The following is a 21,907-nucleotide window of genomic DNA, read 5'->3' on the forward strand; positions in this document are numbered from 1 at the left end:
CTGCTGCGGGCCGCGAGGTAGGCGGGTATGCCGCCCGGCGGCAGCTCGCGCTCCACGTACGCGACCACCCGGGCCGGTCCCGATCCGTCGGAGAGCTCGACCCTGCCCAGGACCGGGGCCGAAGCGTCATCGCGGGTGCTTCTCCCGGAAAATCTCACGGTCAGTACGCTGCTCACCCGACGCGCTCTCCTTCGTGCATGAGGCAGGTACGGCTCCAGTCAGGCCCACTCGGCATCTGTCAGACAACCCGCCCACAGGGGGCGAACGATACACCGGCCGACGGCCGGTCAAGGCACGCGGCCGCGGCGCGGGGTGACGCTGGTGGCAACGGGCTCGGGCATCGGACGCGCTGCCCTGGCCGACCTGTCCCCCACCCCGCCGATAGACTACGCCTGCGGTTCCGTCACGCTGGCCTCGTGAGGTTTACCCGCATCACCCGCCTCCCGCGAGGGGCCAACCGCCGCCGCGGGAGGGCGCTTGGGGCTCAGGCCCACATCCGAGCGCGTGAGCCCGGCTTCAGACTGACGACGCGCAGGCATGTGCGAGCCCATACCAGACCTGACGACGAAGGGAAGAAACATGACGATCGACCAGAACAAGGCTTCCGTCAAGAAGCTGGTAGAAGGCCTAGGAACGAACGGCAGCCCCGACGCCTTTGACCTTCTTCACGAGAACGCGGTGTGGACCGTCATGACTGACGCTGCCACTTTCCCGGTCTCCGGCGACATGTCGAAGCCCGCGTTCATCGAACACATGAAGAGGTTTCACGACTCGCTTCCCAGTGGTATACACATGTCGGTGACCAGTGTAATTGCAGATGAAGCCAATGCGTCAGTGGAGGCGACGTCGAACGCATTCCTCGTTAATGGGAAGACCCTCAATCAAGTATATCACTTCGCATTCGAACTAGTGGACGGCAAGATTGTCGCAGCACGCGAATACATCGATACGGCCCGCGCCCTCGCCGCGTTTTCCGGGTGAGTGATCTGTTGGCGACTCGACTCAGGCGTGATTGAGAAGATCGCCTCGCCCAGAGGAAGCTCTCGATGTCGTACGATTCCGGCCCGGCACTGCTCATATAGCCGCACCGCTGCATTGAGATCCCGCCGGTAAGTCACTCTTGAGACCCGTAACGATGAGGGACCAGAGTGAGTCAATCGTGTCGCTCTCTTCACACCCGAGAATCCGAACGTAGTCGACGGAGAACTCAATCGCGCCCTTAATGTACTTGTCCCGCGAAAAGTGAGCGCCACAACTTTCGACCGGCACAAACTTTCCCGAACCAACGCGTGAAAGTCCGCACCTTCGTAGCCACAGACTTGCCAGACCTTTCGTTCGGCGTCCACTAAGTAGAGGACTTCATCGGTTTTTCCACGCGGGCGATCGCGGAAGACCGGGTGCTGCGCGGCGATCCGCTCGTCCGACCTCTTCCGGGCGTACGGACTCGGTGCGGCCGTGCCGCAGCACCGCCCGCCCCTCGGCCGCGCGGACGTTGTGCACCCAAAGAAGGCATCCGTCCTGGACTGTGCCTATCAGGTCTTTTCAGCCCCAACAGCAAGACCATCATCTCCGCCCCCGACCAAGTCGTCGACGAATCCTCCACCGGCAAGCGACTGGTCTCGCCCAGCCCGGGACTGAATCACCCCATAGCGCTGAGTGGTCACGTAAGGGCGCGAAAGGCGGGTGCGTGCTCGGCCACCCACGACCGGAACGTACGCGCCGCGCTCGCGGTCACCTCCTCCACCGTGGCGGTGACCGGTGCCGGGCCGAGAGTCATCTCCGCCTGAGCGTGCAGGATGCCGTCCACGACCTCGGCCGGCCAGCCTCGGGCCAGCATCTGCTGCCGGGCGTCCTGGACGGAGGTCTCCGCCCAGCGCACCGGGCGGCCGACCACCTCGCCGATGACGCGTACCTGCTCGGCCTGGGTCAGTGAGTGCGGGCCGGTCAGTTCGTGGACGGCGCCGGCGTGTCCGTCCTGAGTCAGCGCCCGCACCGCGACCGCCGCGATGTCCCGCTCGTCCACCAGGGACATCGCGGCCTGGCCGTACGGCCCGCGCACCACGCCCTCGGCGCGAATCTGCTCGGCCCAGCGCAGCGTGTTGGCCGCGAAGGCGTGCGGGCGCAGGATCGTCCATTCCAGCCCGGATCGTTCGATCAGCTGCTCGGCCTGCCGTTCGTGGTCACGTATTGCCGCCGATGACAGGTAGACCACCTGGCGGGCATGCTCGGCCAGCATCGTCAGCACCGCCTCCAACCCCTCGGCCGAGGCGAACGGCCACACCAGGAAAACCGCCTCGATTCCCTGGACAGCGGCGCCCAGGGAATCGGCCACCGACAGATCACCCCGCACCTGCTCAACGGCAGGCGGGAGATAGGCCGGCCCGCGGGTCAGCGCGCGCACCTCGACCCCGGCCTCCAGCAGTTGCGCTGTCACCTGACGGCCGACAGTGCCGGTCGCCCCAGTGACCAAAATCTGTCCTGACATCCAACGCCTCCTATCGCGATCAACTGATAGTCGAACGTAGGCGAATCATTCGAGATGCCCAATACTTCGGAAGCCGGAATTCATACGCCATCGTCTGAGTGCTAGCTTCTTCCTGTGGATGTGCTCAGCGACGTGATCGCCGTCATGCGCTCCGGACGGCCTCGCTCCGCGCGTGTCGCCTGGCGCGCGCCGTGGGGGCAGCGCTTTCCCTCAGCTCCCGGATCGGCGGGCTTTCAGGTGATCCTGCAGGGCTCGTGCCGGCTCATCCCACCTTCTGGTGATCCGGTCGCGCTCAGCGTCGGCGATGTGGTGTTCTTCCCCCACGGTCACGCGTACGGTCTCGCCGACAGTCCATCGACGCCACTGGCCGAGCCGGTCTGCGACCCGCTGGAGGACGCCGAGCTGTTCGCCTCCGACGTCGTGGGGCAGGAGGGGCCCGTCACGGTGACCCTGTGCGGCGGTCATCAACTCTCCCCCGGTCACACTCACCCGCTGCTGCGCGACCTGCCTGAGGTGATCCACCTGCCCGCCCGGCTCGGGCACCACCCCGAGCTACGCGCGGCCATCGACCTGCTGGGCAACGAGATCGGCAACCCCCGTCTCGGCGCGGACACCGTCGTGCCGGCGCTGCTCGACATGCTGCTGCTGTACATCCTGCGCACCTGGTTCGAGAATCCACCTACTCCGGACACCGGCTGGGCTCCAGCACTGGCCGACCCGGCCGTCAGCGCCGCCCTGCACGCCATGCACCGTGACCTCGCACGCCCCTGGACCGTCCAGACCCTCGCCGCGCAGGCAGGCCTGTCCCGGGCCACCTTCGCCCACCGCTTCACCACCCTGACCGGTCGGCCGCCCCTGACGTACCTGACCTGGTGGCGTCTGACCGTCGCGGCCAAGCTCCTGCGCGAATCCGACGCCCCGCTGCACGAGGTGGCCACCCGCATCGGCTACACCTCGGAGTTCGCCTTCGCCAACGCCTTCAAGCGCCGGTACGGCATCGCACCCGGCAAATATCGCAGGCAGAGCGCTGTGATTCGGCCGTAGTGGACGGGGAGCCGGGTTACCAGTTGTCGGCGGGGGTGACGCGGAAGACCGGGTACTGCGCGGCGATCCGCTCGAACTCCGCCGGCGGCGCTTGCGGGTCCACTCGGATGTGGGTGCGGCCACCCGGTGAAAGCTCCAGGTAGCGGCGCAGGATCGGCGCACGGTCGCCGGGATCGACCTCTTCCAGGCGTACGGATTCGGTGCGGCCGTGCCGCAGCACCGCCTGCCCTCCGGCCGCGCGGACGTTGTGCACCCAGTTGGTGTCCTGGCCGAGCATCGCCACCAGGTAGCGGTCCCCCTCGTGATCCGCGACGACCAGCGGGAAGGAGATGACCCGGCCGGTACGCCGGCCCGGCACCTCCAGGGTCACCATCCGGTCCGGCTGCAGGATCCCGGCCGCGAACACGGTGGCCCAGGCCCGGTTGATCGCTCGCGCCAGGCGGTTGGGACGGCCACCGCGATACAGCCAGTGGTCGAAGCGGTGCGTGCGCGGGGGTTCGGTGCGGCTCATGTGGTGGCTCCTTGGGGATCTTGCCTGAGACGAGAAAGTACTTCTGAACAGTCCTGTACGTCGTTCATGAACAACGTACATGTACATTGCTCAGAAGACCTTGTAGCCCGTACAGTTGTCAAGTGACTCCGGAGAAGCTGACCCGCCAGGCCGTCATCGAGCAGGCGTTGAAACTCGCCGACACCGAAGGGCTCCAGGCGGTCACCATCCGCCGCCTCGCCACCGAACTCGGCGTCGCCCCTACGGCGCTGTACTGGCACGTCAAGAACAAGGACGAACTGCTGTCCGCGCTCGCCGACCGCGTGATCGCCGCGCTCGTCGCCGACGTGGACCCTGGCCGGCCCTGGGACCAGCGTCTCCGGACGATGATCACCGCGCTGGTGGACCAGACGCGCGCGCACCCGTACCTGTCCGCTCTGCTGCCGATGATCGACAACAACGCGACCGAGGAATTCCGGCGGGCCACTGACAGCCTGATCGGCCTGCTCACCGAGGCCGGGTTCACCCTCCAGCAGGCCGACCAGGTGGCCACCTACCTCGTCCTGGGGGTCGCGGCCATGGTGTCGTGCCAGCCTGGCGGCCTGGACGGCGACGACAAGGAAAAGGCCGCGGAGCTCCGGCGACAACACCGCCTCGACCTGGAACGCCTGCCCCCCGGCCGCTACCCCCACCTGACCGCGTTCGCCACCACCCTCAACGACCCCCCTGACCTCGACGCCTACTACACCTTCGGCATCGACCTGCTGCTGTCAGCGGTGGAGAGCACGGCCCCCATGGCAAGAAGAACAGAATGACCTGATGAGCCTTTCCGAGTGACAGTCGGTTGCGTTGGATGGTGGCACGGATACCGCTGCTCTTCCGTGGACAGAGCTGACGTTGTGTGAGCTACGGGCGAAACCTGTCAGGCTCGCGGAGCACGGCGTCCGCCAGACGGTGCGGGAACATACGCCTGACACTGTCTGCATAAGCCCCACCATCGGCGGGCTTCCTCACCTGATCTCCATCCACTCGCACCGGCATGGAGAGCCCTCCCGACGGAACGTCGGCCGTTGGCGTCATCTCGCAGATTGCCCAGGCAAACGATGAAGAGCCCTCTTTGCCGATTAGCCGGACCTTGCAGGTGCCCGTGCCCCAAAGCAACTCGTCTGGCAGGAGCGCGGCGAGGCGTTTCTCCTCAGCCAGCACAGCGGGCGTATTGCGGTCAGGCAACTGATACGGCGACTGCGAGCAACCGGACATCACCCCGATCACCACTCCAATGCCGACGACGTATCGATGAGACATTTCTCGATGATGTCATCTCCGCACAGCCTATTCGCAAAGCCCTACCACTCGGATTCCGCCGGGATGGCCACCTGCCGGACGGGTCGAAGGGCCGGGACAGCGCGGCTCAGCGGGCCGGTTTGGAGGAGGTCTTGGCGGCGGGCGGGGGCTTGACCGTGACCTTGGCGCCCCAGCCCCTGTAGCGGGTCTCGACCTTGTACGTCCTGTCCGCCCCGCCGAGCAGCCCTGTCGCCTCCCACGCCGTGCTCAGACGGCTCGGCAGGCCCTTACCGTCGAGCGTGAGGTCGTACGTGATGTCGGTGTCAGGCGCGGCGAAGATCGGCTTGTCGGCCCGGAGCGAGCGAGAGACCTTGCTGAGTTCCTTGAAGGTGAGGGTCCCGCTGTAGCCGGATGTGCCGCGCTTGCCGTTCTTCACCAGGGCGGCGAGGGTCGAGGGCTCGGCCGGGTTCACCACCTGGGTCACCAGCCCGGTGATGCCGCCGCTGGCGAGCGCGCCCGACCGCTTGTACCAGGTCTTGCCCTTGGGCAGGCCCGACCGGTAGAGGCCGCCCGACGTCCACGAGGTGCGGCCGATCGTGATCGTCCGCTCGGGCTTGTTGCCCTTCCCTGAGGCGAACGTGCCCGTGACGTCGGAGGCCACGACCTTGCCCTTGCCGAACTGCAGGGTGCCGGAGCGCCGCACCACCACGCTGGACGTGCCGTCGCCCACCTGTTTGACCGTCTCGCTGAACCGGACACCGTGACCGGCCACCAGGTGCGCCTTCACCGCCTTGACCGGGTCCTTGGGGGCGGCCTGCGCCGGAGCCGACGCGATGAGCACGGCCGCGCCGGCCACCATGATCGGGAGGAGGAGTCTCATGGCGCGTGATCTTGCCAGGGACGGATCACGGTGGCGTTTCGATCTGCCCCAGCCGACTATGGGTGGTCGAGCACGTCCGGGAGTCTGGCAGGGGCGGCGTCGTGCACCTGCTGGAAGATCACCGAGGTGCGGAAGCCCGCGATCTCCCGGCGCTTGCTGAGCCGGTCCAGCAGGAAGGCGTGCAGGTGGTCGAGATCCTGGACCGCGACGTGGAGAAGGAAGTCGTCGCCACCGCCCAGCACGAAGACGCTGAGCACCTCGGGCATGGTGCTCGCGGAGTCCTTGAAGGTGTCGATGACGGTACGGCTGAGAGGGCGTACCTGCACCGAGACCATGGCCTGGACGCCGCGGTTGAGCGCGGCCGGGTTGATCTCGGCGTGGTAACCGCGGATGACGCCACGACGGGTGAGCGCCCTGACGCGTTCCAGGCAGGTGGAGGGCGCGACGCCGAGCGTGCGGGCCAGCTCGCGGTTGGACTGCCGCGCATCTGTCTGGAGAAGGCGGATGATTGCCGAATCAAGTTCGTCCATGTACGGGATTCTGTCATTGATTCCGATCATTCGTACGGCTGAACCTCCCTCCTACGGTCGAATGCCCGATGCTTGTCATGAGGCAACGCTCGTATGAACACGGAGGTTCGATGACATGTCCACCCTCGACCACGAACAGGTCCTGATCCGCACGGGACCGCGCTCGGGCCTGCCGGTCATCGTCGCCGTGCATTCGACCACGCTCGGCCAGGCGGTGGGCGGATGCCGGCTCTGGCGCTACGCCGACTGGCGGGACGGCCTCGCCGACGCGTTGCGCCTGTCGGCCGGCATGACCGCCAAATGCGCCGTGGCCGGGCTCGCGAACGGAGGCGGCAAGACCGTCGTCGCCATACCCGAGGGCGCCGAACTGGACGCGGCCATGCGCCGCGCGGTGCTGGACGACGTGGCCGACGCCATCGCCTCACTGGACGGGATGTACGCGACCGGTCCGGACGTCGGTACGACTCCGCAGGACATGGCGGTCATCGGCGAGCGCACCCCGCATGTCTTCTGCAGGCCGGCCCAGCATGGCGGCAGTGGCGACTCCTCGCCGGCCACCGCGCTCGGCACGCTGGCGGCGCTGCGCGCGACCAGTCGGCGTCTCCACGGCACGCGCGCGCTCGCCGGTGTGCGCCTGTCGCTGGTGGGGCTGGGCAGCGTCGGCATGCGGCTGGCGCATCTGCTCGCCGATGACGGAGCCGACCTCCTGGTCAGCGACGTCGACCCCGCGAAACGGGCGAAGAACAAGGGACTCCGCGCCACCTGGGTCTCACCCGAGCAAGCCCTCACCGCGGACGTCGACATCCTGGTCCCGGCCGCGCTCGGCGGCCTTCTCACCGAAGATGTCGTGCCGTGGCTGCGCTGCTCCGCCATCGCGGGGCCGGCCAACAACCAACTGGCCACCGCGGCCGTCGCCGACCTCCTGCACCGGCGCGGCATCATCTGGGTGCCCGACTACGTCGTCAGCGCGGGCGGAGTCATCAACGCGCTCACCGTGGAACTGCACCATGAAACCCCCGACAAGGCACGCGAACGCGTCGAGGCCATTGAGCACACCGTCACCGACCTTCTCGACACGGCGGACCACCGACAGGTGACCCCCGCCCAGGCCGCGGCAGAACAGGCCCGGCTCCGCCTCGACACCCCGCGCCTCGCATCCACCTGAACGAGAACGGAAGATCCACCATGTCTCTGGCCACGAAGCTGGTCCTCGTCGTCCGCGACGACCTCGATCCCGCGCTGGCGGTGAACGCGGCGGCGGTGGTCGGGCTCAGCCTGGGCGCGCGCCTGGGCCAACCGCTCGGCGCCGACGGCGCCGACGCGTCCGGCCGGTCCCACGCGGGCCTGAACACCCATCCGGTGCCCGTGCTCACCGCCCCTGCCGACGAATTGCGGGAACTGCACGACCGCGCCCAGGCCCGGGAGGACCTGATCGCTGTGGGCTTCAACGAGGTGGCCCGCCGCGCCCGTGACTACGACGACTATCTCGCCACGTTGAAGACAACGTCCGCAGCGGACGTCGACTTCGTGGCCGTCGCCGTGTTCGGGCCACGCAACCGCGTGACCGCCCTCACCAAGCGCCTTCCCCTGCACGCCTGATCGGATGCCACCGGTCACGGTCATGGAGTGCGGCTTGCACGGCGGCCGGGACGCCGGATTCTGTCGGGGCGCCCTCCTAAGCTGGGGTCATGGCACGGGCAAATGACGAGGCGGCCGCCGCCCTCCAGGAGTACGCCGAGCTGTTCGCGTTGACGGGCGGTGACGCGTTCCGGGTGCGCAGCTATCAGAAGGCCGCCAAGGCGATCGCCGGGTTCCCCGAGGACATCGCGGCGGTCGACGTGCGTGGCGTTCCGGGTGTGGGCGAGGCGATCGCGAAGAAGATGGAGGAGTTCCTGCAGCGCGGGAGCTTCCGACAGCTCGACGACCTGCGCGGGCGGGTGCCCGACGGGGTGCGGCGGCTGACGCGGGTGCCGACGCTGGGGCCGAAGACGGCGATCATGCTGTTCGAGGACTTCGGCATCGACTCCCCCGCGGCGCTCGGCGAGGCGATCGCGGCCGGGCGGCTCGACGGGGTCAAGGGGCTCGGGCCCAAGACACTGGCCAATCTGACCAAGGGCATCGAGCAGCTTGAGCAGTCGGGGCTGCGGGTGCACATCGGGGTCGCGACGGGCGTGGCGGAGCAGGTGATGGCTTCGCTGCAGGCCGAGCGCATCGCCTATGCCGGATCGCTGCGCCGGATGAAGGACACGATCGGCGACATCGACATCCTCGCTGTGGGGCCCGATTCGATCATGGAGGCTTTCCGCGCTCAGCCGTACGTCGCGGAGGTGATCGCGGCGGGCGACAAGAAGACTTCTGTACGGACCACATCCGGCATGCAGGTGGACCTGCGCCTGGTGCCGGCGGAGTCGTGGGGCGCGGCGATGCAGTACTTCACCGGTTCCAAGGAGCACAACGTCGCCATTCGGGAGATGGCGGTCAAGAAGGGCTGGAAGCTGTCGGAGTACGGCCTGTTCGAGGGTGAGCGGGTGATCGCCTCGGAGTCCGAGGAGGAGATCTACGCCGCGCTCGGCATGCAGTTCGTGCCCCCGCCGATGCGGGAGGACGGCGGCGAGGTGCGGGCGGCGCTGCGCGGCGAGCTCCCTGTGCTGGTGCAGCTGCCGGACCTGCGCGGCGACCTGCACACGCACACCGACCTCACCGACGGGATCGCCTCGCTGGAGGACATGGTGGCGGCCGGTCACGCCCGCGGCTATTCCTACTACGCGGTCACCGATCACGCCCCTGACCTGGCCATGCAGCGGATGACGCTCGACAGGGCCCTGGAGCAGCGCCAGCAGGTCGCCAAGCTGCAGCAGCACTACCCGGACATGCGCCTGCTGCACGGCACCGAGCTCAACATCGCCCCCGACGGGTCCGTCGACTGGCCCGGGGAGATCCTGCGCGACTTCGACGTCTGTGTCGCGTCGGTCCACTCCCATTTCGGGATGACCCGCGATGAGATGACCCGCCGCTTCATCACCGCCTGCGAGAACCCGTACGTGGACATCATCGGCCACCCCACCACCCGCAAGATCGGCAAGCGGCCGTCGGTGGACGCCGACTGGGACGCCGTCTTCCGCGCGGCCGCTCGCACGGGGACGGCGATGGAGATCGACTCCTATCCTGACCGCTCGGACCTGCCCGCCGACCTGGTGCGGCTGGCGAAGCACCATGGGGTGAAGTTCTCCATCGACAGTGACTCGCATGCGATTCCGCATTTGAAGCATCAGCGGTTCGGGATCGGGATCGCGCAGCGGGCCTGGTTGACGACCGACGATGTGATCAACACCTGGCCGTTGGAGCGGTTGCTCGCGTTCTTGGGGCGATGAAGGCTTACTAGGCGTGGACGGCGGTCAGTGGACGGCGGTCAGGGGTTTCTGCGGCTCGGGTGCTGTGCCGGCCGGAGCTCGCCGTTGGTCTCGGACCTCTTGACCGAGGCCCTGCCCTCAGCCGGACCGGCTTCTGGGCATCGGCGGTGTGTGATTCCCATGCGTACGACCTGCAGCGGTCCGGTCATCTACGACCCCGGTATGACCTCCCACGGGCTGATGTGGCGACGCGGGTGGGTGCGCGAGAATCTCACGGCAAGGACGCACACACCTCGGAGGGCTGCGGCATGCAGGCGACGCGTACGAGATCGAGGTTCCGCAGGATCTGGACGCGGAGCCTCGCCGGCCTGGCCGCCTTGCTCGTCGCGGGTGCGGCAGGAGTCGCCTTGGCCTACCCGTCCGTGGCGGCGACCACCTGCCCAAGTTGCTACGGGTTGACGGAGTCGCAACCCGGCGTCCATGCCGAGCAGGGCCTGTCCGGCGAGCAGCGGGCGCGGGTGAGCCAAGTGGTCGAGGCCGCGCGACAACGGGTCGGCGACTTCTACGGCGGTCGGCTCAGCTCCCCCAAGCTGCTCGTATGCCTGACCGAAGAGTGCTACCAGCGCATCGGCGGCGGGAAGGAGCGTGGGATCGCGGTGCTCAACCGATCGGTGATGCTCTCACCGCGCGGCCTCGACCCGGTGATCGCCTCGCACGAGCTGTCGCACATCGAATTACACGAGCGCATCGGCGGAGGGGCCGACGTGCCGCAGTGGTTCGACGAGGGCTTGGCGGTGGTGGTCTCCGACGACCCCCGTTACCTCGCCCCCGCATCGGCCCCTGACCGCTGCCTGATCGAGCCGACTGGACCTCTGCCCGTCACGCTGGGCGAGTGGCTCCACGCCGCCGGCCAGGACCCAGGCACCTACGCCAAGTCCGCGTGCCAGGTGAGCCGCTGGCTCCGGCGAAACGGCGAACGAGCGGGCCTCCAGACCTTGATCAAGGGTCTCAACAACGGCGACCCGTTCACGACGCTGGTGAAGGTCGCGCCCCAGGCTCAGCCGACGAGCTGGTAGGCAATCTGCGGAGGTCTGCGTTTCCGGACACCGGCGCGCAGGAGGGTGACGGAGACGACGCGGTCACCGCAAGCGTTGTGCTCGTAGGACGGTGTCGTTGGTGTGCCGAGTGCCCGCGGGTGCGGGACCGGTTCGTGGGCGGGTCTCGTTGATCAGGACGGTCCAGTTGTCGTCAAGGAGCTTGGCGACGTCGGCGGGCTGGTAATAATCGCTCGGGTTGACGCCGTGCTCGTGGCCCGGTGGCAGGTCGGCCAGGTCGTGACTGGCGACGAGGAGGGTGCCGCCCGGGGCGACGGCGGCCAGCAGGCCCCGTAGCGCGGTGTGAGCCGGCTGGTGGGGAAGGGGGAAGTACTGGATGGATACCAGGTCGAACGCGTCGGCCGGTGGCGGCAGGGCGGTGAGGTCGGCGCGTGTCCAGGTCACGCGGTCGGCGAGGTCCGCGCCCGTGGTGGCGGCGCGTTGCAGGGCGATCCGGGAGATGTCGACCGCGGTGACCCGCCAGCCGCGCCGGGCCAGCCACAGCGCGTCGCCGCCCTCACCGCATCCCACGTCGAGCGCGTGCCCCGGCGGCAGGTCGGCGACTTCGGTGACGAGCACCCCGTTGGGGGCCCCGCTGAAGAGCTGGTCGCTGCTGCCATACTTCTCGTCCCACAACTGCGCGTCCATCGCTCTTGTCCTCCGGCCATCGTGTTGGGTCATCGTGACCACTTCCGGCGCCAGCTTGGCTCGGCCGGTGACCGGTGGACAAAGGCCTTTGCGGAAACTGCAAAAGCGGGGGCATAGTGGGGGCATGAGTGACGAGTTCGACGCCGTACTCAGCGCGGTCGGCCCGCGACTTCGCGAGTTTCGTCACCGTAGGGGAGCCACCCTGACCACGCTGTCGGAGACCACCGGCATCCCGGTCAGCACCCTGTCCCGCCTGGAGTCCGGCCATCGCAAACCGGGTCTGGAGCTGCTGCTCCCCCTGGCGAAGGCCTACCAGGTGCCGCTCGACGAACTCGTCGGCGCCCCGGCCAGCGGCGATCCACGGGTGTTTCCCCGGCCCGTCATGCACAACGGCATGACGGTCATCCCGCTGACCCGCAAGCCCGGCGGGCTGCAGGCGTTCAAGCAGATCCTCCCGGCCGGCCCCAACGATCTCGAACCCGATCCCCGCTCGCACGAGGGATACCACTGGCTGTACGTCCTCAACGGACGACTACGCCTGGTGCTCGGCGACCAGGACCTCGTCCTCGTCGCGGGCCAGGTCGCCGAGTTCGACACCCATCTCCCGCACTGGTTCGGCAACGCCGACGCGCAGCCGGTCGAGTTCCTAAGCATCCTCGGCCCCCAGGGCGAACGGTTCCACATCAGAGCCCGCTACCGACCCGCCTGATCTGCGCCACTCGCGTTCAGGCGCTCCTACATGGCGATCATGAGCCTCCTGGCCGGCCCCGGCGAGCTCACCGATCCTGGCGAGCTGCGCCGCGGAGTTGACGGCGCCGATCGGCAAGGGCCGCAAAACACCGGAAAGCCACCCTCAACGCCTTCCCCTGCTCACCCTCACCTTCGCCTTCCCCCTGCTCACCTTCACCTTCGCCTTGTCCACCTTCACCTGTTCACCTTCAGCTTCGCCTGTTCACCTTCAGCTTCGTCTTCGCCCTGCTCACCTTCGCCTTCGCTCTGCTCACCTCCGCCTGCCGCCTCCGCCTGTTCGCCTGTTCGCCTGTTCGCCTGTTCGCCTTCGAAGGCTGTCCGACCCCGACCACACGTTGGAGAACCGGTCGACGCCACAGAGCCGGGGCACGCCTTCGCGTTCTGGAGTGGGCCAGGCGCGATGGCGCCCTCCCTACCACTCCCGGACGGATTCCACTCCGGAGATGAGGCTGCTGCGGGCGTTCTCAAAGCTGGGGCCGTGGAGCGCTTCGGCATCGTTCATGATGTGGTCGAGGGCCTCGAAGAGTTCTTCGCGTTCGACGGTCTCGATAAAGCCCGACCGCTGGTCAAGCTGGTTGAACGCCTCTCCGTAGGCGCGCCCGATCTCTTCCATCCGAGTCGGTCGGACGTCGGCGGGCTCTTCAGCGCACGCCTCGATGACGGCCTTCCTCGTCGTCCTGTACTGAGCGACGGCCTTCTTGTATGTGGCGGCACTGATCTGTTCCCGGCCGTCCCAGTCACGCAGCGGATTGTTCCGGTTCTCCTCGATCCATTCAGGGTTGCGTGTCCGGCGGATGGACACATAGGTGCCGGCGGGGATCTCGGGACGCCAGGCCTTGCGCATCGCCGCGGCGTATTCGGCCGGGATGCCGTAGAGGTCCACCGATTCCAGCTCTGGCAATCGAGGCGGCCGGAGGCAGTCCTTCTGGGTCATCCCGAACAGATCAACGATGCCGAGCCGTTGAAGACAAGTGAGTTGGTGTAGATCGTCCGCATGGGAGAGCAGTCCGAGGCGTCCGTACAGATGAAGCCACGTCAACGCGGGGAACCGCTGGACCAGCTGAGCACAGTCGAGGGAGTCGATGTCTCTGATCGTCAGATGCATGATCTCTGGTCGTGGCGCTGCCGGCCGGCTGAACGATTCGTTGACCGTCGCGCCGGTGTACTCCGCCTTCCACGGCACGACCGGGTCCTCGATGACGCCGCGATCCCATCGTCGTTGTCGAGCGAGCTGGTCGCCCAGATGCCATCCGGTGGCCCAGCTGTTCGCCGGTCCGTCGTGGAGCAGCCGCGTCGCTCCGATGACCTTGTGACTGCGAGGGAGGACCCATTCGTGGTTGCAGAGGGACAGCGTCCCGTTCCATGAGTGGTGGGTGAGCTTGAGAGGGGTGACGTCACCGAGGTCGGCGACGGACGACGGCTCGGGGCCGGACCAGTTCAGTTCGAGCACCGCTGCCGTCTGTGAATCGGCGTTGAGCCCGATGACCTGCGCGGCCGTCCACTCCCCGAGATCGACGGAATGGGCGGCCACCACGTCACCGGCCGCGAGCGGCCTTGGCGGTGTGACCTGCTGACGAAGTGACATGGCGATCCCATTCGGGGAGGAGAGGGGCAGGGGCAGGTGGCTGCGGCAGGTTCGGTCATGTCCGTGGAGGGTCGAGGTCGTGGTGCCCACCCCGGACAGCAGGACCGTCACCACGGCCGGCAGCAGCGGCACGGGTGCCCGGCGGCGGGGCCAAGGCGGTGAAGTAGCCACCGCCCGCGCACCGGCCGACCGTGGACCGGGCCCTTGGCGAGCATGGTCCAGTAGCCGATACGCCGGGCAAGCCGAGCGGACCGAGGCCGTCTGGCCGGTCTCGCTCGACCGTGGCGCTGACCTCCACCGTAGCGCTGACCTCCACCGCGGCGCTGACCTCCACGGTGGCGCTGACCAGGCCTACGAGCGAGCTGTAGAAGTCGGCGAAACACGGGCCGTGAGCACCCGCAGCAGCGGCTTCAGGTGGCGTTCTCACCAGGTCTCCTGGACGGCGTAGGAATCGCCAGGCCTCCTGGACGGCGTAGGAAGGGAAGCCTCGGATGTTGTCCGGCCTGGCCCCGGCGTCGGAGCGGATGCGCTCGTGCCCGGAGAGCTGGGAGGCGCGGCAGAGGTAGTGCAAGCTCTGCCAGGGCGTGTCGTTGGCCGAGAGCACCCGCATCGCCTCGGCCGGCACTCCGTGGACACGCAGCACGTCAAGCAGGGTGAGGAAGCCGAGCCCGCCGCCCACGGAGACCAACGGCACGTCGAGGACCGGGATGCCGACCCGTCCCGGTAGCCCGTCGCCCCAGATGGGGACGTTCAGTAGCTGTGGTGATATCACCCTGAGTCATGCCATAGGGCACGGTAGCGGAAGGTGATCAGCCTCACCAAAGGGTCGGCGATCTGTGCAGGAGCCGATCGGCCCGCCCACCCAGCAGTCGCCGCACCTCGGCCCAGGCCAGGAACGGTCAGCCGGCGGCCTTTCCGGCCCCTTGGTCGGATGGTTTGCGCGCCCAGAACAGGGCATGGCCGCCGTTGCCTTCCGGGACGAACTCTTGGGAGACGATCTTCAGCACGACCGCGTCAAGGGAGGCGGGTGGCAGATCGAGGGTCAAGGCGTCGGCCCGCCTGAACGTCCCGGCGGGAACGAGGCGACGCGCCCGCTGGATCTGAACGTCGCTGATGTCGACACCCATCACCTCATGTCCGGCGGCGGCGAGCGACCGCGCGACGGGGAGACCGCAACCGCAGCCTAGATCCAGCACGGATGCTCGGTCGGGGAGACGAGAGCGGAGATCCTCCAGCCAAGGGGTGTATTCGCCCCGTCGGTGTCGTCGCCGCGGTAGCGGTAGGAGAGGGCGTCGTAGCCACGCCGGACCAGATCGGTTTGCTCGCTCATGCGGGCCAGATGATGAGCGGGCCAGATGATGAATCGCCGCGACCGGTTGCCGAGCGAATCACCCCAAAGGCGGCGTGACCGTCGTCAGGGGCGTGCACCGAGGCGAGGGTCGGGGCCCCGCAGACCTGCGGAGAGGAACCGTTCCTCCCTGCGCGTTTCCGGGTATGTCCTGATATGACGGGTTTCGGGATGCCGGGATCGGTTGAAGGCGCGCCGATGGACACGACTGGAAGGATTAGATGGTTTACAGGTAGGAAATATAGAGCTTAGGAGGTGGCCGACGTGAAGCAGGCGCTGGGGACCATCGTGAAGCCGCTGCCGGAGCACCTGTTCGTACGGCATGACGGCAACGCCGAGATGCGCTGGGAGAGCATGGCCGGCCAGGGCTACCACACCCCCGCCGACCGGTTCTTCGTCCGCAACCACACCTCCACTCCCCTGATCGACGTGACCGGGTGGCGGCTGCGGGTGCACGGGGACGGGGTGCGCCGGCCGGGCGTGTTCGACTACGAGCGGCTGCTGTCCATGCCTTCGCGGACGATCGACGCGGCCATCGAGTGCGCCGGGAACGGCCGGCGGTTCTACGGGTCACAGGAGGGGGACGCGGCACCGGGAGCGCAGTGGGGGCTGGGGGCGATCGGGGTCGCGCGCTGGCGCGGAGTGCCGCTGCGGGAGCTGCTGCGGGAGGCCGGCGTACGCGGGAACGCCGTGGACGTGGTGGCTCACGGGCTCGACGCGCCGTTCGAGGGGTACGGCCACGTACGCAGGCCGCTGCCCATCGGCAAGGCGATGGCCGACGTCCTGGTGGCCTACGAGATGAACGGCGAACCGCTTCTCCCCGACCATGGATTTCCGGCGCGACTGGTGGTGCCCGGCTGGGCGGGAATCGCGTCCATCAAGTGGGTGGGAGAAATTGAAGTTTGTACGACTTCCGCTTTCACGCCGTGGAACACGGTGTTCTACCGCAACGTCGCCGAGCAACCGGTGAAGAGCGCATTCGAGCTCGCCTGGAACGCCGTCCTGCCGGCGGGCGTGCCACACGTTCTGCGCGGCAGGTCGTGGTCGGGGCACGGACGGATCGTGCGGGTGGAGGTCAGCTTTGACGGCGGAGCCTGCTGGCACGAGGCGGAGCACCATGGCCCGCACCTGGTCAGCGCCTGGTTGCCATGGCATGTCTGGTGGATGCCCGAGCAGCCGGGCGAGCAGGTGCTCATGGCGCGGGCGACCGACGAGACCGGAGCCACACAGCCCATGATCACGCGCCGGAATCCGCTCGGCTATCACTTCGACGCCGTCGTACAACACCCCATTCGCGTGGTGCGTGGTTAGAGAAATGTCACGGATAGCGGCTGATCTGCGTAATTCATGAACCGGGTGCGCGAGGCGCTCGAATTCATCTGAGAGACTCGCGCGGAAACGTTCCGGTAATCCATTCATGTGATGGTGAACGTACCCGGCGAAAAGGAGAGCAGATGCGCCAGCTGTCCGCGCTCGACACGCAGTTCCTGAACGCCGAGTCCGCGACCACCGCCGCTCATGTCGCGGGTCTGGCGATTCTCGACCCGGCCGGTGGCCGCCTCAACCGGCAGGCGCTCGCCGGCCTGCTGCTCGAACGCCTCCACCTTTCGCCGGCGCTGAGCCTGCGCCTCGTGGAGGTGCCGCTCGGGCTGGACCGGCCCTACTGGGCTCACGATCCGGACTTCGACCTCGATCGCCACCTGTTCGAGCTGACCCTGGCCGCGCCCGGCGGCATGCGGGAGCTCGCCGACGCGGTGGCCGAGATCCACGCCCGGCGGCTGGACCGGGCGCACCCGCTGTGGGAGATGCACCTCATCCACGGGCTGGCCGACGGGACGGTAGCGGTCTACACGAAAGTGCACCACGCGGTCATCGACGGCGTCTCAGGCGCGGAAACGCTCGCCACCCTCCTCGACCTCGCCCCTGGCGGCCCCGAAATCCTCGAAATCGCTGAAAGCCCTGAAAGCCCCGACGTCCGTGACGGGGCCGACGGTCAGCACGGAAGCACCAAGAGCGGCAGGGGTGACTCCACCGTCAGGGAGGGTGATCGGCCTGACGGGCCCGGCGACCTCGACGAGCGCATGCCGGCCCACGACGCGGCGAACCGGCCGCCGGGTGCGCCCAGCCTGCTGGAGATGCTCGCCGCAGCCGCCGTGCAGGCCGCGACGCAGCCCGTGCGCACGCTGCGTTCCGCGGCCCGGATGGCGGGGGAGCTGGACGCGATCCCGCTGGCGGCCAGGGTGCCCGGCGCGCGGCTGATCGCCCAGGCGGCCCGGGTGGCGGCCGGCGACCTGGAACCACGCCCCGAACCGCCCGGCCTGGCGGTGCCGCGCACGCCGTTCAACGGGCCCATCAGCGCGAACAGGCGCCTGGCCTTCGGTTCGGTGTCGTACAAGGACGTCCGGAACGTGGCCAAGGCCAACGACGTCCGCGTCAACGACGTGATCATGGCGTTGTGCGCGTCGGCGCTGAGGTCATGGCTGCTGGAGCGGGACGCGCTGCCCGATCAGCCGCTGATCGTGGGCGTCCCGGTGGCGGTCCGTACGGCAGCGGCCAGTGAACGGGTCGGCAACCAGATCTCGGCGCTGGTCACCACACTGCCCACGCATGTCGCCGGAGCCAGGGAGCGGCTGCGGGTGGCCGGGGAGACGATGAGCGCGGCGAAGCGGCGTTTCGCGATGGCGTCCACCTGGTGGCTGGACGAGTTGTGCGCGCTGCTGCCCGCGCCGGTCGCCGGTCTGGCGACGCCGGCGATCTTCCGGCTCGCCGCGGTGGCGTGCCCGCCGATCAACCTGATCATCAGCAACGTGCCGGGGCCGCAGTTCCCGCTGTTCCTGTGTGGCGGGCGGGTCCTGTCGTACTACCCGATGTCGGTGCTGACCGACCTCAGCGGCGGGGTGAACATCACCTGCCTGTCCTACGACGGCATGATCGACTTCGGCATCGTCGCCTGTCCGGAGCGGATGGACGACGTGTGGAGTCTGCTCGGCCACCTGCGGGTGGCACTGGACGAGCTGCTGGACGATCGGGTGGGCGATGAGTTCCGTGACGGGGCCGCGGGCTGACGGTCAGCGGATGCGGTCGATCAGGGAGCCGCACACGTCGCGGAGGGCGGTGTCGCCGGGCAGGCACTCCTCCATCATCTTCATGGCGCTCCTGGCCCGGCGGGCCGCCAGGTCCAGCGCCGCCTGCCTGCCGCCAGCCTCCTCGACGAGACGGGCGGCCCCCAGTACGGCTTCCTCGTCCATGTCGGGCGAGCCGATCACGGCGGTCAGCTCGCGGGCGGCCGGGCCGCCCGCGGACAGGGCCGCGATGATCGGGAGGGTCTTCTTGCCGCGGCGCAGGTCGCCGTGGACCGGCTTGCCGGTGATGGCCGGGTCGCCCCAGATGCCGAGGACGTCGTCGTAGATCTGGAAGGCGACGCCGAACTCACAGCCCATCTCCCAGGCACGCTCGGCCAGCTCCGGCGCGCCGCCGAGCGCCACCCCGGTCGCGGCCGCCGCACCCAGCAGGCTGCCGGTCTTGCCCGCGGCCATCTCCTCGTACTCCTGGACGGTGACCTGGCCGGACCCGCTCCACGGGCGGCTCTCGAAGGCCAGGTCGAGGGTCTGCCCCTGGACGAGCTCGACCAGCGCCCTGGACAGATAGGCCATGGGGGCGCCGGTGCCGGCGAGCCGGTCGATCGCCAGCGCCAGCATGGCGTCGCCGGCCAGCAGAGCCGGGCCCGCGCCGTAGGCCCGCCACAACGTCGGCCGGTGCCTGCGCCGCTCGTCGAGGTCCATGATGTCGTCGTGCACCAGCGAGAACGCGTGCACCAGCTCCACGGCGACGGCTCCCGGCAGCGCCGTCTCCGGCGGGGCGCCGACGGCCTCGGCGGACAGCATGGCGATGGCCGGTCGCAGGTGTTTACCACCGTCACCGATGGCCGGCCGGCCGTCGACATCCGACCAGCCGAGGGCGAATCCCACCATCCTGGCCCCCGATGGGTGCAGCACCGAGACCGCTTCGCGCAGGGCGGGTTCGAGCAGGCGCCGACAGCGATTGATCGCCTCCGCACCCGCCTGGACGGCGTCAGGACGGCTGGCATTCATGACGAGCTCCTACTCAAGGCGATCTTGAACTATATGCATGATCATGTGATACTCCGTCTAGATTCGACTTTCGTCAGCTTATGTCCGTTATGTGAGACAGATGGCTGGGCTGAGGAGGAGGCACGCACATGGCGACCACCACTGCCTCCGTCAGAACCCTCCCCTTTCTCAGCAGGCTGACCAGGCACTGGCGCGTCCCGGTCAACGCTCTGGAGGAGGCGGGCGCGCAGGCGGGCGGCGAGCTCGTCCGCCTGAACATGGGACCGTTTCGCCCCTATCTGGTCACCCACCCCGACCACGTCCAGCACGTCCTGACGACCAACCAGCCGAACTTCGTCCGCGAAGGCATGTTCTGGGATCCGCTGGCCCCGCTCGTCGGTCACGGCATCCTGTCCGACGGCGACAACTGGGCGGACAGCAGGCGGATCCTGCAGCCGCTCTTCACCGCCAGGTACGTCAACTCGCTGGCCGAACGCATGGCGGACAGCATCGACAGGTCCATCGACGAGATCATCACTCCGGGACGGCCCCTCGACATCGCCAAGACGATGTCCGCGATCGTGCATCCGATGATCGTGCGGTTGTTCTTCGGCGAGAAGATCTCCGTGGCGGACATGAACCGGCTGGGCCCGGCCTACGACGTCGCCGTCACCGCCAACGCCATCCGGCACCTGATGCCGTTCGTGCCGGAGCGCGTGCCCTTACCGGGGGACCGGGCCTTCAAGCGCGCGATCAGGACCGTCGACGAGGTCGTCTACCTCCGCATCAAGCAGGTCAGGGCGCAGAAGCAGGACGGCGACGACGTCGTCTCGCGGCTGTGCCGGGCCCGCCGGGACGAGACCGGACCGGAGGGCGACCGGCGGATCAGGGACGACATGGTGGCCATGCACGGACCCTCCACCGACACCACGACCACGGTGCTCACCTGGGTCTGGCCGGCGCTCGCCGCCCACCCCGAGGCCGCTGCCCGGGTGTACGAGGAAGTGGACAGGGTGGTCGGCGACGCCCCGGTCAGCGTCTCCCATCTGCCGGAGCTGACGTACCTGCGGATGTTCGTCAGCGAGGTGCTGCGCCTGTACCCACCGGCCTGGATGCTCCCCCGCAAGGCCCTCGCCACGGACGTCGTCGGCGGAGTCACGATCGAAGCCGGGTCCACCGTGATGCTCAGCCCGTATCTGACCCAGCGCCTGCCGCAGTTCTGGGAGCGGCCACTGACGTTCGAGCCCGAGCGGTTCACGCCGGGGAACGAGTCCGGGCGGCACCGCTACGCCTACCTGCCGTTCATCGCGGGGCCGCACGTGTGCCTGGGGCAGGCCCTGTTCATGATGGAGGCTCCCCTGCTGATCGCCGGCATCCTCAGGAGGTACCGGCCGGTGGTCCACAGCGACGGCCCGGTCTCCCCCCAGCTCGCCTCGTCGCTACGGCCACCGTCCGGGCTGATGATGACGCTGCACCCGGCGGCCCGGCGATGAGGACGTCGTCCGAGCTGTTCGCGGATGGGCGGACGTGCGCCCTGGCCGTGGCCGGCAGCCGTGACCTGGCCCGCAGCGCGGCCAAGCATCCCGAGCTCTTCCCCGAGGGGTCCTTCGACGCCGGGCTCTACCTGTCCCTGGCGCTGGCCGGCGCGTTCGGCTCGCCGTGGGCCACGGTCGACGGCCTGCGTGCCGTCAACCGCTCCTCTCTGCTGGTGTTCGCCGTGGACCGGCTCATCGACCAGGAGGCGACCTGCCGGGAGGACGTTGCCGCCCTGGTGACCGAATGCCTGGCTGCGGCCGGCGGGGCCGCCCCCCGCTCGCCCGCCGGCGGTTTCCTCGCGGACCTGCGCGGCGATCTGGCCGGCACGCCCGGCTTCCCCGCGCTGGAAGCGGCCTGGCGCGATCAACTGGAGCGCATGCTCACGGCCATGGCCCGCGAATGGGACTGGAGCCGGGCTCCGCAGGCGCCGACGCCGGAGCGGTATCTGGCCAACGCCGACAGTTGCGGGGCCGGCTTCATCAGCGTCTCGCACTGGATCCACACCGGCCTGGCCGGCGGCCCCGGCGACCTGGACCGGCTGCGTCCGGCCTGCGACGTGGTGCAGCGCTATCTCCGGCTGCTCAACGACCTGGCCACACACCACAGGGAGCGCAGCTTCGGCGACCTCAACGCCTTCACGCTGGGCATGACCCGCGACGAGGTGACAGCCCGGCTGGCGGAGCTGTCACACGAGGCCGCCGGCCTGATCGAGCCGCTGAGGAACGTCCATCCCCGAGCAGCCGAGTATCTGTGGTGGCAGGTCCACTACAGCGCCGGCTTCTACGAGCTGACCGACTTCTGGGCGGGATGACC

The 21,907-nt window shown here is 68.5% G+C and carries 23 protein-coding genes; 12 read left to right on the forward strand and 11 right to left on the reverse strand.

Translation table 11 applies throughout. The features are described from left to right. Positions 1–579: 579 nt before the first annotated feature. Positions 580–981 (forward strand): nuclear transport factor 2 family protein, encoded by a 402-nt coding sequence (locus ACTMTF_RS46585; protein ID WP_441116516.1) that lies wholly within the window; start codon positions 580–582, stop codon positions 979–981. 679 nt (positions 982–1,660) lie between these two features. On the opposite strand, the gene ACTMTF_RS46590 is transcribed toward ACTMTF_RS46585, so the two are convergent. After that, positions 1,661–2,485 (reverse strand): NAD(P)H-binding protein, encoded by an 825-nt coding sequence (locus tag ACTMTF_RS46590; protein ID WP_441116517.1) that lies wholly within the window; start codon positions 2,483–2,485, stop codon positions 1,661–1,663. Positions 2,486–2,599: 114 nt separating this feature from the next. Between ACTMTF_RS46590 and ACTMTF_RS46595 the strand changes: the two genes are divergently transcribed. Then, the gene (locus ACTMTF_RS46595; RefSeq protein WP_441116518.1) at positions 2,600–3,529 is read left to right on the forward strand and encodes an AraC family transcriptional regulator; all 930 of its coding nucleotides are present in this window, start codon (positions 2,600–2,602) and stop codon (positions 3,527–3,529) included. A gap of 16 nt (positions 3,530–3,545) precedes the next feature. Here the strand turns inward: ACTMTF_RS46595 and ACTMTF_RS46600 are convergent, their stop codons facing one another. Next, on the reverse strand, positions 3,546–4,040 hold the full coding sequence (locus tag ACTMTF_RS46600) for a nitroreductase family deazaflavin-dependent oxidoreductase (RefSeq protein ID WP_441116519.1): 495 nt from the start codon (positions 4,038–4,040) through the stop codon (positions 3,546–3,548). A 122-nt stretch (positions 4,041–4,162) separates the two neighbouring features. On the opposite strand from ACTMTF_RS46600, the gene ACTMTF_RS46605 reads away from it, so the two are divergent. Beyond that, positions 4,163–4,834 carry a TetR/AcrR family transcriptional regulator gene (locus ACTMTF_RS46605; protein ID WP_441116520.1) on the forward strand — a complete coding sequence of 224 codons (672 nt, stop codon included), beginning with the start codon at positions 4,163–4,165 and terminating at the stop codon, positions 4,832–4,834. A gap of 91 nt (positions 4,835–4,925) precedes the next feature. On the opposite strand, the gene ACTMTF_RS46610 is transcribed toward ACTMTF_RS46605, so the two are convergent. From ACTMTF_RS46610 to ACTMTF_RS46620, 3 genes are all read right to left on the reverse strand, one after another. Continuing rightward, on the reverse strand, positions 4,926–5,324 hold the full coding sequence (locus ACTMTF_RS46610) for a hypothetical protein (RefSeq protein WP_441116521.1): 399 nt from the start codon (positions 5,322–5,324) through the stop codon (positions 4,926–4,928). Positions 5,325–5,430: 106 nt separating this feature from the next. Further along, entirely contained in the window at positions 5,431–6,183 is a 753-nt protein-coding gene (locus ACTMTF_RS46615) for a hypothetical protein (protein ID WP_441116522.1), read from the reverse strand. Positions 6,184–6,239: 56 nt separating this feature from the next. Continuing rightward, positions 6,240–6,713: an Lrp/AsnC family transcriptional regulator gene (locus tag ACTMTF_RS46620; protein WP_441116523.1), complete on the reverse strand. Its 474-nt coding sequence runs from the start codon at positions 6,711–6,713 to the stop codon at positions 6,240–6,242. A 115-nt stretch (positions 6,714–6,828) separates the two neighbouring features. Between ACTMTF_RS46620 and ACTMTF_RS46625 the strand changes: the two genes are divergently transcribed. From ACTMTF_RS46625 to ACTMTF_RS46640, 4 genes are all read left to right on the forward strand, one after another. Beyond that, positions 6,829–7,878, forward strand: a complete 1,050-nt coding sequence (locus ACTMTF_RS46625; RefSeq protein ID WP_441116524.1) for a Glu/Leu/Phe/Val dehydrogenase dimerization domain-containing protein — start codon at positions 6,829–6,831, stop codon at positions 7,876–7,878. A 20-nt stretch (positions 7,879–7,898) separates the two neighbouring features. Beyond that, positions 7,899–8,312, forward strand: coding sequence for a DUF2000 domain-containing protein (locus tag ACTMTF_RS46630; protein WP_441116525.1), 414 nt, complete (start codon positions 7,899–7,901; stop codon positions 8,310–8,312). An 89-nt stretch (positions 8,313–8,401) separates the two neighbouring features. After that, positions 8,402–10,084: a DNA polymerase/3'-5' exonuclease PolX gene (gene polX / locus ACTMTF_RS46635; protein WP_441116526.1), complete on the forward strand. Its 1,683-nt coding sequence runs from the start codon at positions 8,402–8,404 to the stop codon at positions 10,082–10,084. Positions 10,085–10,518: 434 nt separating this feature from the next. After that, entirely contained in the window at positions 10,519–11,139 is a 621-nt protein-coding gene (locus ACTMTF_RS46640) for a hypothetical protein (protein ID WP_441116527.1), read from the forward strand. 63 nt (positions 11,140–11,202) lie between these two features. On the opposite strand, the gene ACTMTF_RS46645 is transcribed toward ACTMTF_RS46640, so the two are convergent. Next, a complete protein-coding gene (locus tag ACTMTF_RS46645; protein WP_441116528.1) occupies positions 11,203–11,805 on the reverse strand; it encodes a class I SAM-dependent methyltransferase in 603 nt (200 codons plus the stop codon). 124 nt (positions 11,806–11,929) lie between these two features. On the opposite strand from ACTMTF_RS46645, the gene ACTMTF_RS46650 reads away from it, so the two are divergent. Then, positions 11,930–12,514 carry a helix-turn-helix domain-containing protein gene (locus ACTMTF_RS46650; protein ID WP_441116529.1) on the forward strand — a complete coding sequence of 195 codons (585 nt, stop codon included), beginning with the start codon at positions 11,930–11,932 and terminating at the stop codon, positions 12,512–12,514. 453 nt (positions 12,515–12,967) lie between these two features. Here the strand turns inward: ACTMTF_RS46650 and ACTMTF_RS46655 are convergent, their stop codons facing one another. From ACTMTF_RS46655 to ACTMTF_RS46670, 4 genes are all read right to left on the reverse strand, one after another. Continuing rightward, a complete protein-coding gene (locus tag ACTMTF_RS46655; RefSeq protein WP_441116530.1) occupies positions 12,968–14,272 on the reverse strand; it encodes a hypothetical protein in 1,305 nt (434 codons plus the stop codon). After that, complete coding sequence (locus ACTMTF_RS46660) at positions 14,196–14,912, reverse strand: hypothetical protein (RefSeq protein WP_441116531.1); 717 nt, start codon at positions 14,910–14,912, stop codon at positions 14,196–14,198. Before ACTMTF_RS46660 ends, ACTMTF_RS46655 begins: the two co-directional genes overlap by 77 nt. A 127-nt stretch (positions 14,913–15,039) precedes the next feature. After that, entirely contained in the window at positions 15,040–15,375 is a 336-nt protein-coding gene (locus tag ACTMTF_RS46665) for a class I SAM-dependent methyltransferase (protein WP_441116564.1), read from the reverse strand. Beyond that, complete coding sequence (locus tag ACTMTF_RS46670; protein WP_441116532.1) at positions 15,324–15,470, reverse strand: hypothetical protein; 147 nt, start codon at positions 15,468–15,470, stop codon at positions 15,324–15,326. The genes ACTMTF_RS46665 and ACTMTF_RS46670 overlap by 52 nt, the downstream gene beginning before the upstream one ends. Before the next feature lie 273 nt (positions 15,471–15,743). On the opposite strand from ACTMTF_RS46670, the gene ACTMTF_RS46675 reads away from it, so the two are divergent. Both ACTMTF_RS46675 and ACTMTF_RS46680 read left to right on the forward strand, forming a co-directional pair. Then, positions 15,744–16,799, forward strand: a complete 1,056-nt coding sequence (locus ACTMTF_RS46675; RefSeq protein ID WP_441116533.1) for a sulfite oxidase — start codon at positions 15,744–15,746, stop codon at positions 16,797–16,799. 143 nt (positions 16,800–16,942) lie between these two features. After that, positions 16,943–18,553 (forward strand): wax ester/triacylglycerol synthase family O-acyltransferase, encoded by a 1,611-nt coding sequence (locus ACTMTF_RS46680; RefSeq protein ID WP_441116534.1) that lies wholly within the window; start codon positions 16,943–16,945, stop codon positions 18,551–18,553. 3 nt (positions 18,554–18,556) lie between these two features. Here the strand turns inward: ACTMTF_RS46680 and ACTMTF_RS46685 are convergent, their stop codons facing one another. Continuing rightward, positions 18,557–19,579, reverse strand: coding sequence for a polyprenyl synthetase family protein (locus ACTMTF_RS46685; RefSeq protein WP_441116535.1), 1,023 nt, complete (start codon positions 19,577–19,579; stop codon positions 18,557–18,559). A 128-nt stretch (positions 19,580–19,707) separates the two neighbouring features. On the opposite strand from ACTMTF_RS46685, the gene ACTMTF_RS46690 reads away from it, so the two are divergent. Then, on the forward strand, positions 19,708–21,051 hold the full coding sequence (locus ACTMTF_RS46690; protein ID WP_441116536.1) for a cytochrome P450: 1,344 nt from the start codon (positions 19,708–19,710) through the stop codon (positions 21,049–21,051). Next, the gene (locus ACTMTF_RS46695; RefSeq protein ID WP_441116537.1) at positions 21,048–21,905 is read left to right on the forward strand and encodes a terpene synthase family protein; all 858 of its coding nucleotides are present in this window, start codon (positions 21,048–21,050) and stop codon (positions 21,903–21,905) included. Before ACTMTF_RS46690 ends, ACTMTF_RS46695 begins: the two co-directional genes overlap by 4 nt. The last annotated feature ends 2 nt before the right edge of the window (positions 21,906–21,907 follow it).

The sequence above is a fragment of the Nonomuraea sp. ZG12 genome, assembly GCF_052068115.1.
Classification (GTDB): domain Bacteria; phylum Actinomycetota; class Actinomycetes; order Streptosporangiales; family Streptosporangiaceae; genus Nonomuraea.

What these genes read in the sequence shown, in the direction of transcription:
- ACTMTF_RS46585 (WP_441116516.1), top strand. Translation starts at nt 580, where the DNA reads ATGACGATCGACCAGAACAAGGCTTCCGTCAAGAAGCTGGTAGAAGGC.
- ACTMTF_RS46650 (WP_441116529.1), top strand. Translation starts at nt 11,930, where the DNA reads ATGAGTGACGAGTTCGACGCCGTACTCAGCGCGGTCGGCCCGCGACTT.
- ACTMTF_RS46670 (WP_441116532.1), bottom strand. Translation starts at nt 15,470, where the DNA reads ATGAGCGAGCAAACCGATCTGGTCCGGCGTGGCTACGACGCCCTCTCC.
- ACTMTF_RS46690 (WP_441116536.1), top strand. Translation starts at nt 19,708, where the DNA reads ATGGCGACCACCACTGCCTCCGTCAGAACCCTCCCCTTTCTCAGCAGG.
- ACTMTF_RS46620 (WP_441116523.1), bottom strand. Translation starts at nt 6,713, where the DNA reads ATGGACGAACTTGATTCGGCAATCATCCGCCTTCTCCAGACAGATGCG.
- ACTMTF_RS46590 (WP_441116517.1), bottom strand. Translation starts at nt 2,485, where the DNA reads ATGTCAGGACAGATTTTGGTCACTGGGGCGACCGGCACTGTCGGCCGT.
- ACTMTF_RS46685 (WP_441116535.1), bottom strand. Translation starts at nt 19,579, where the DNA reads ATGAATGCCAGCCGTCCTGACGCCGTCCAGGCGGGTGCGGAGGCGATC.
- ACTMTF_RS46695 (WP_441116537.1), top strand. Translation starts at nt 21,048, where the DNA reads ATGAGGACGTCGTCCGAGCTGTTCGCGGATGGGCGGACGTGCGCCCTG.
- ACTMTF_RS46630 (WP_441116525.1), top strand. Translation starts at nt 7,899, where the DNA reads ATGTCTCTGGCCACGAAGCTGGTCCTCGTCGTCCGCGACGACCTCGAT.
- ACTMTF_RS46600 (WP_441116519.1), bottom strand. Translation starts at nt 4,040, where the DNA reads ATGAGCCGCACCGAACCCCCGCGCACGCACCGCTTCGACCACTGGCTG.
- ACTMTF_RS46625 (WP_441116524.1), top strand. Translation starts at nt 6,829, where the DNA reads ATGTCCACCCTCGACCACGAACAGGTCCTGATCCGCACGGGACCGCGC.
- ACTMTF_RS46610 (WP_441116521.1), bottom strand. Translation starts at nt 5,324, where the DNA reads ATGTCTCATCGATACGTCGTCGGCATTGGAGTGGTGATCGGGGTGATG.
- ACTMTF_RS46645 (WP_441116528.1), bottom strand. Translation starts at nt 11,805, where the DNA reads ATGGACGCGCAGTTGTGGGACGAGAAGTATGGCAGCAGCGACCAGCTC.
- ACTMTF_RS46680 (WP_441116534.1), top strand. Translation starts at nt 16,943, where the DNA reads ATGCGCCAGCTGTCCGCGCTCGACACGCAGTTCCTGAACGCCGAGTCC.
- polX (WP_441116526.1), top strand. Translation starts at nt 8,402, where the DNA reads ATGGCACGGGCAAATGACGAGGCGGCCGCCGCCCTCCAGGAGTACGCC.
- ACTMTF_RS46615 (WP_441116522.1), bottom strand. Translation starts at nt 6,183, where the DNA reads ATGAGACTCCTCCTCCCGATCATGGTGGCCGGCGCGGCCGTGCTCATC.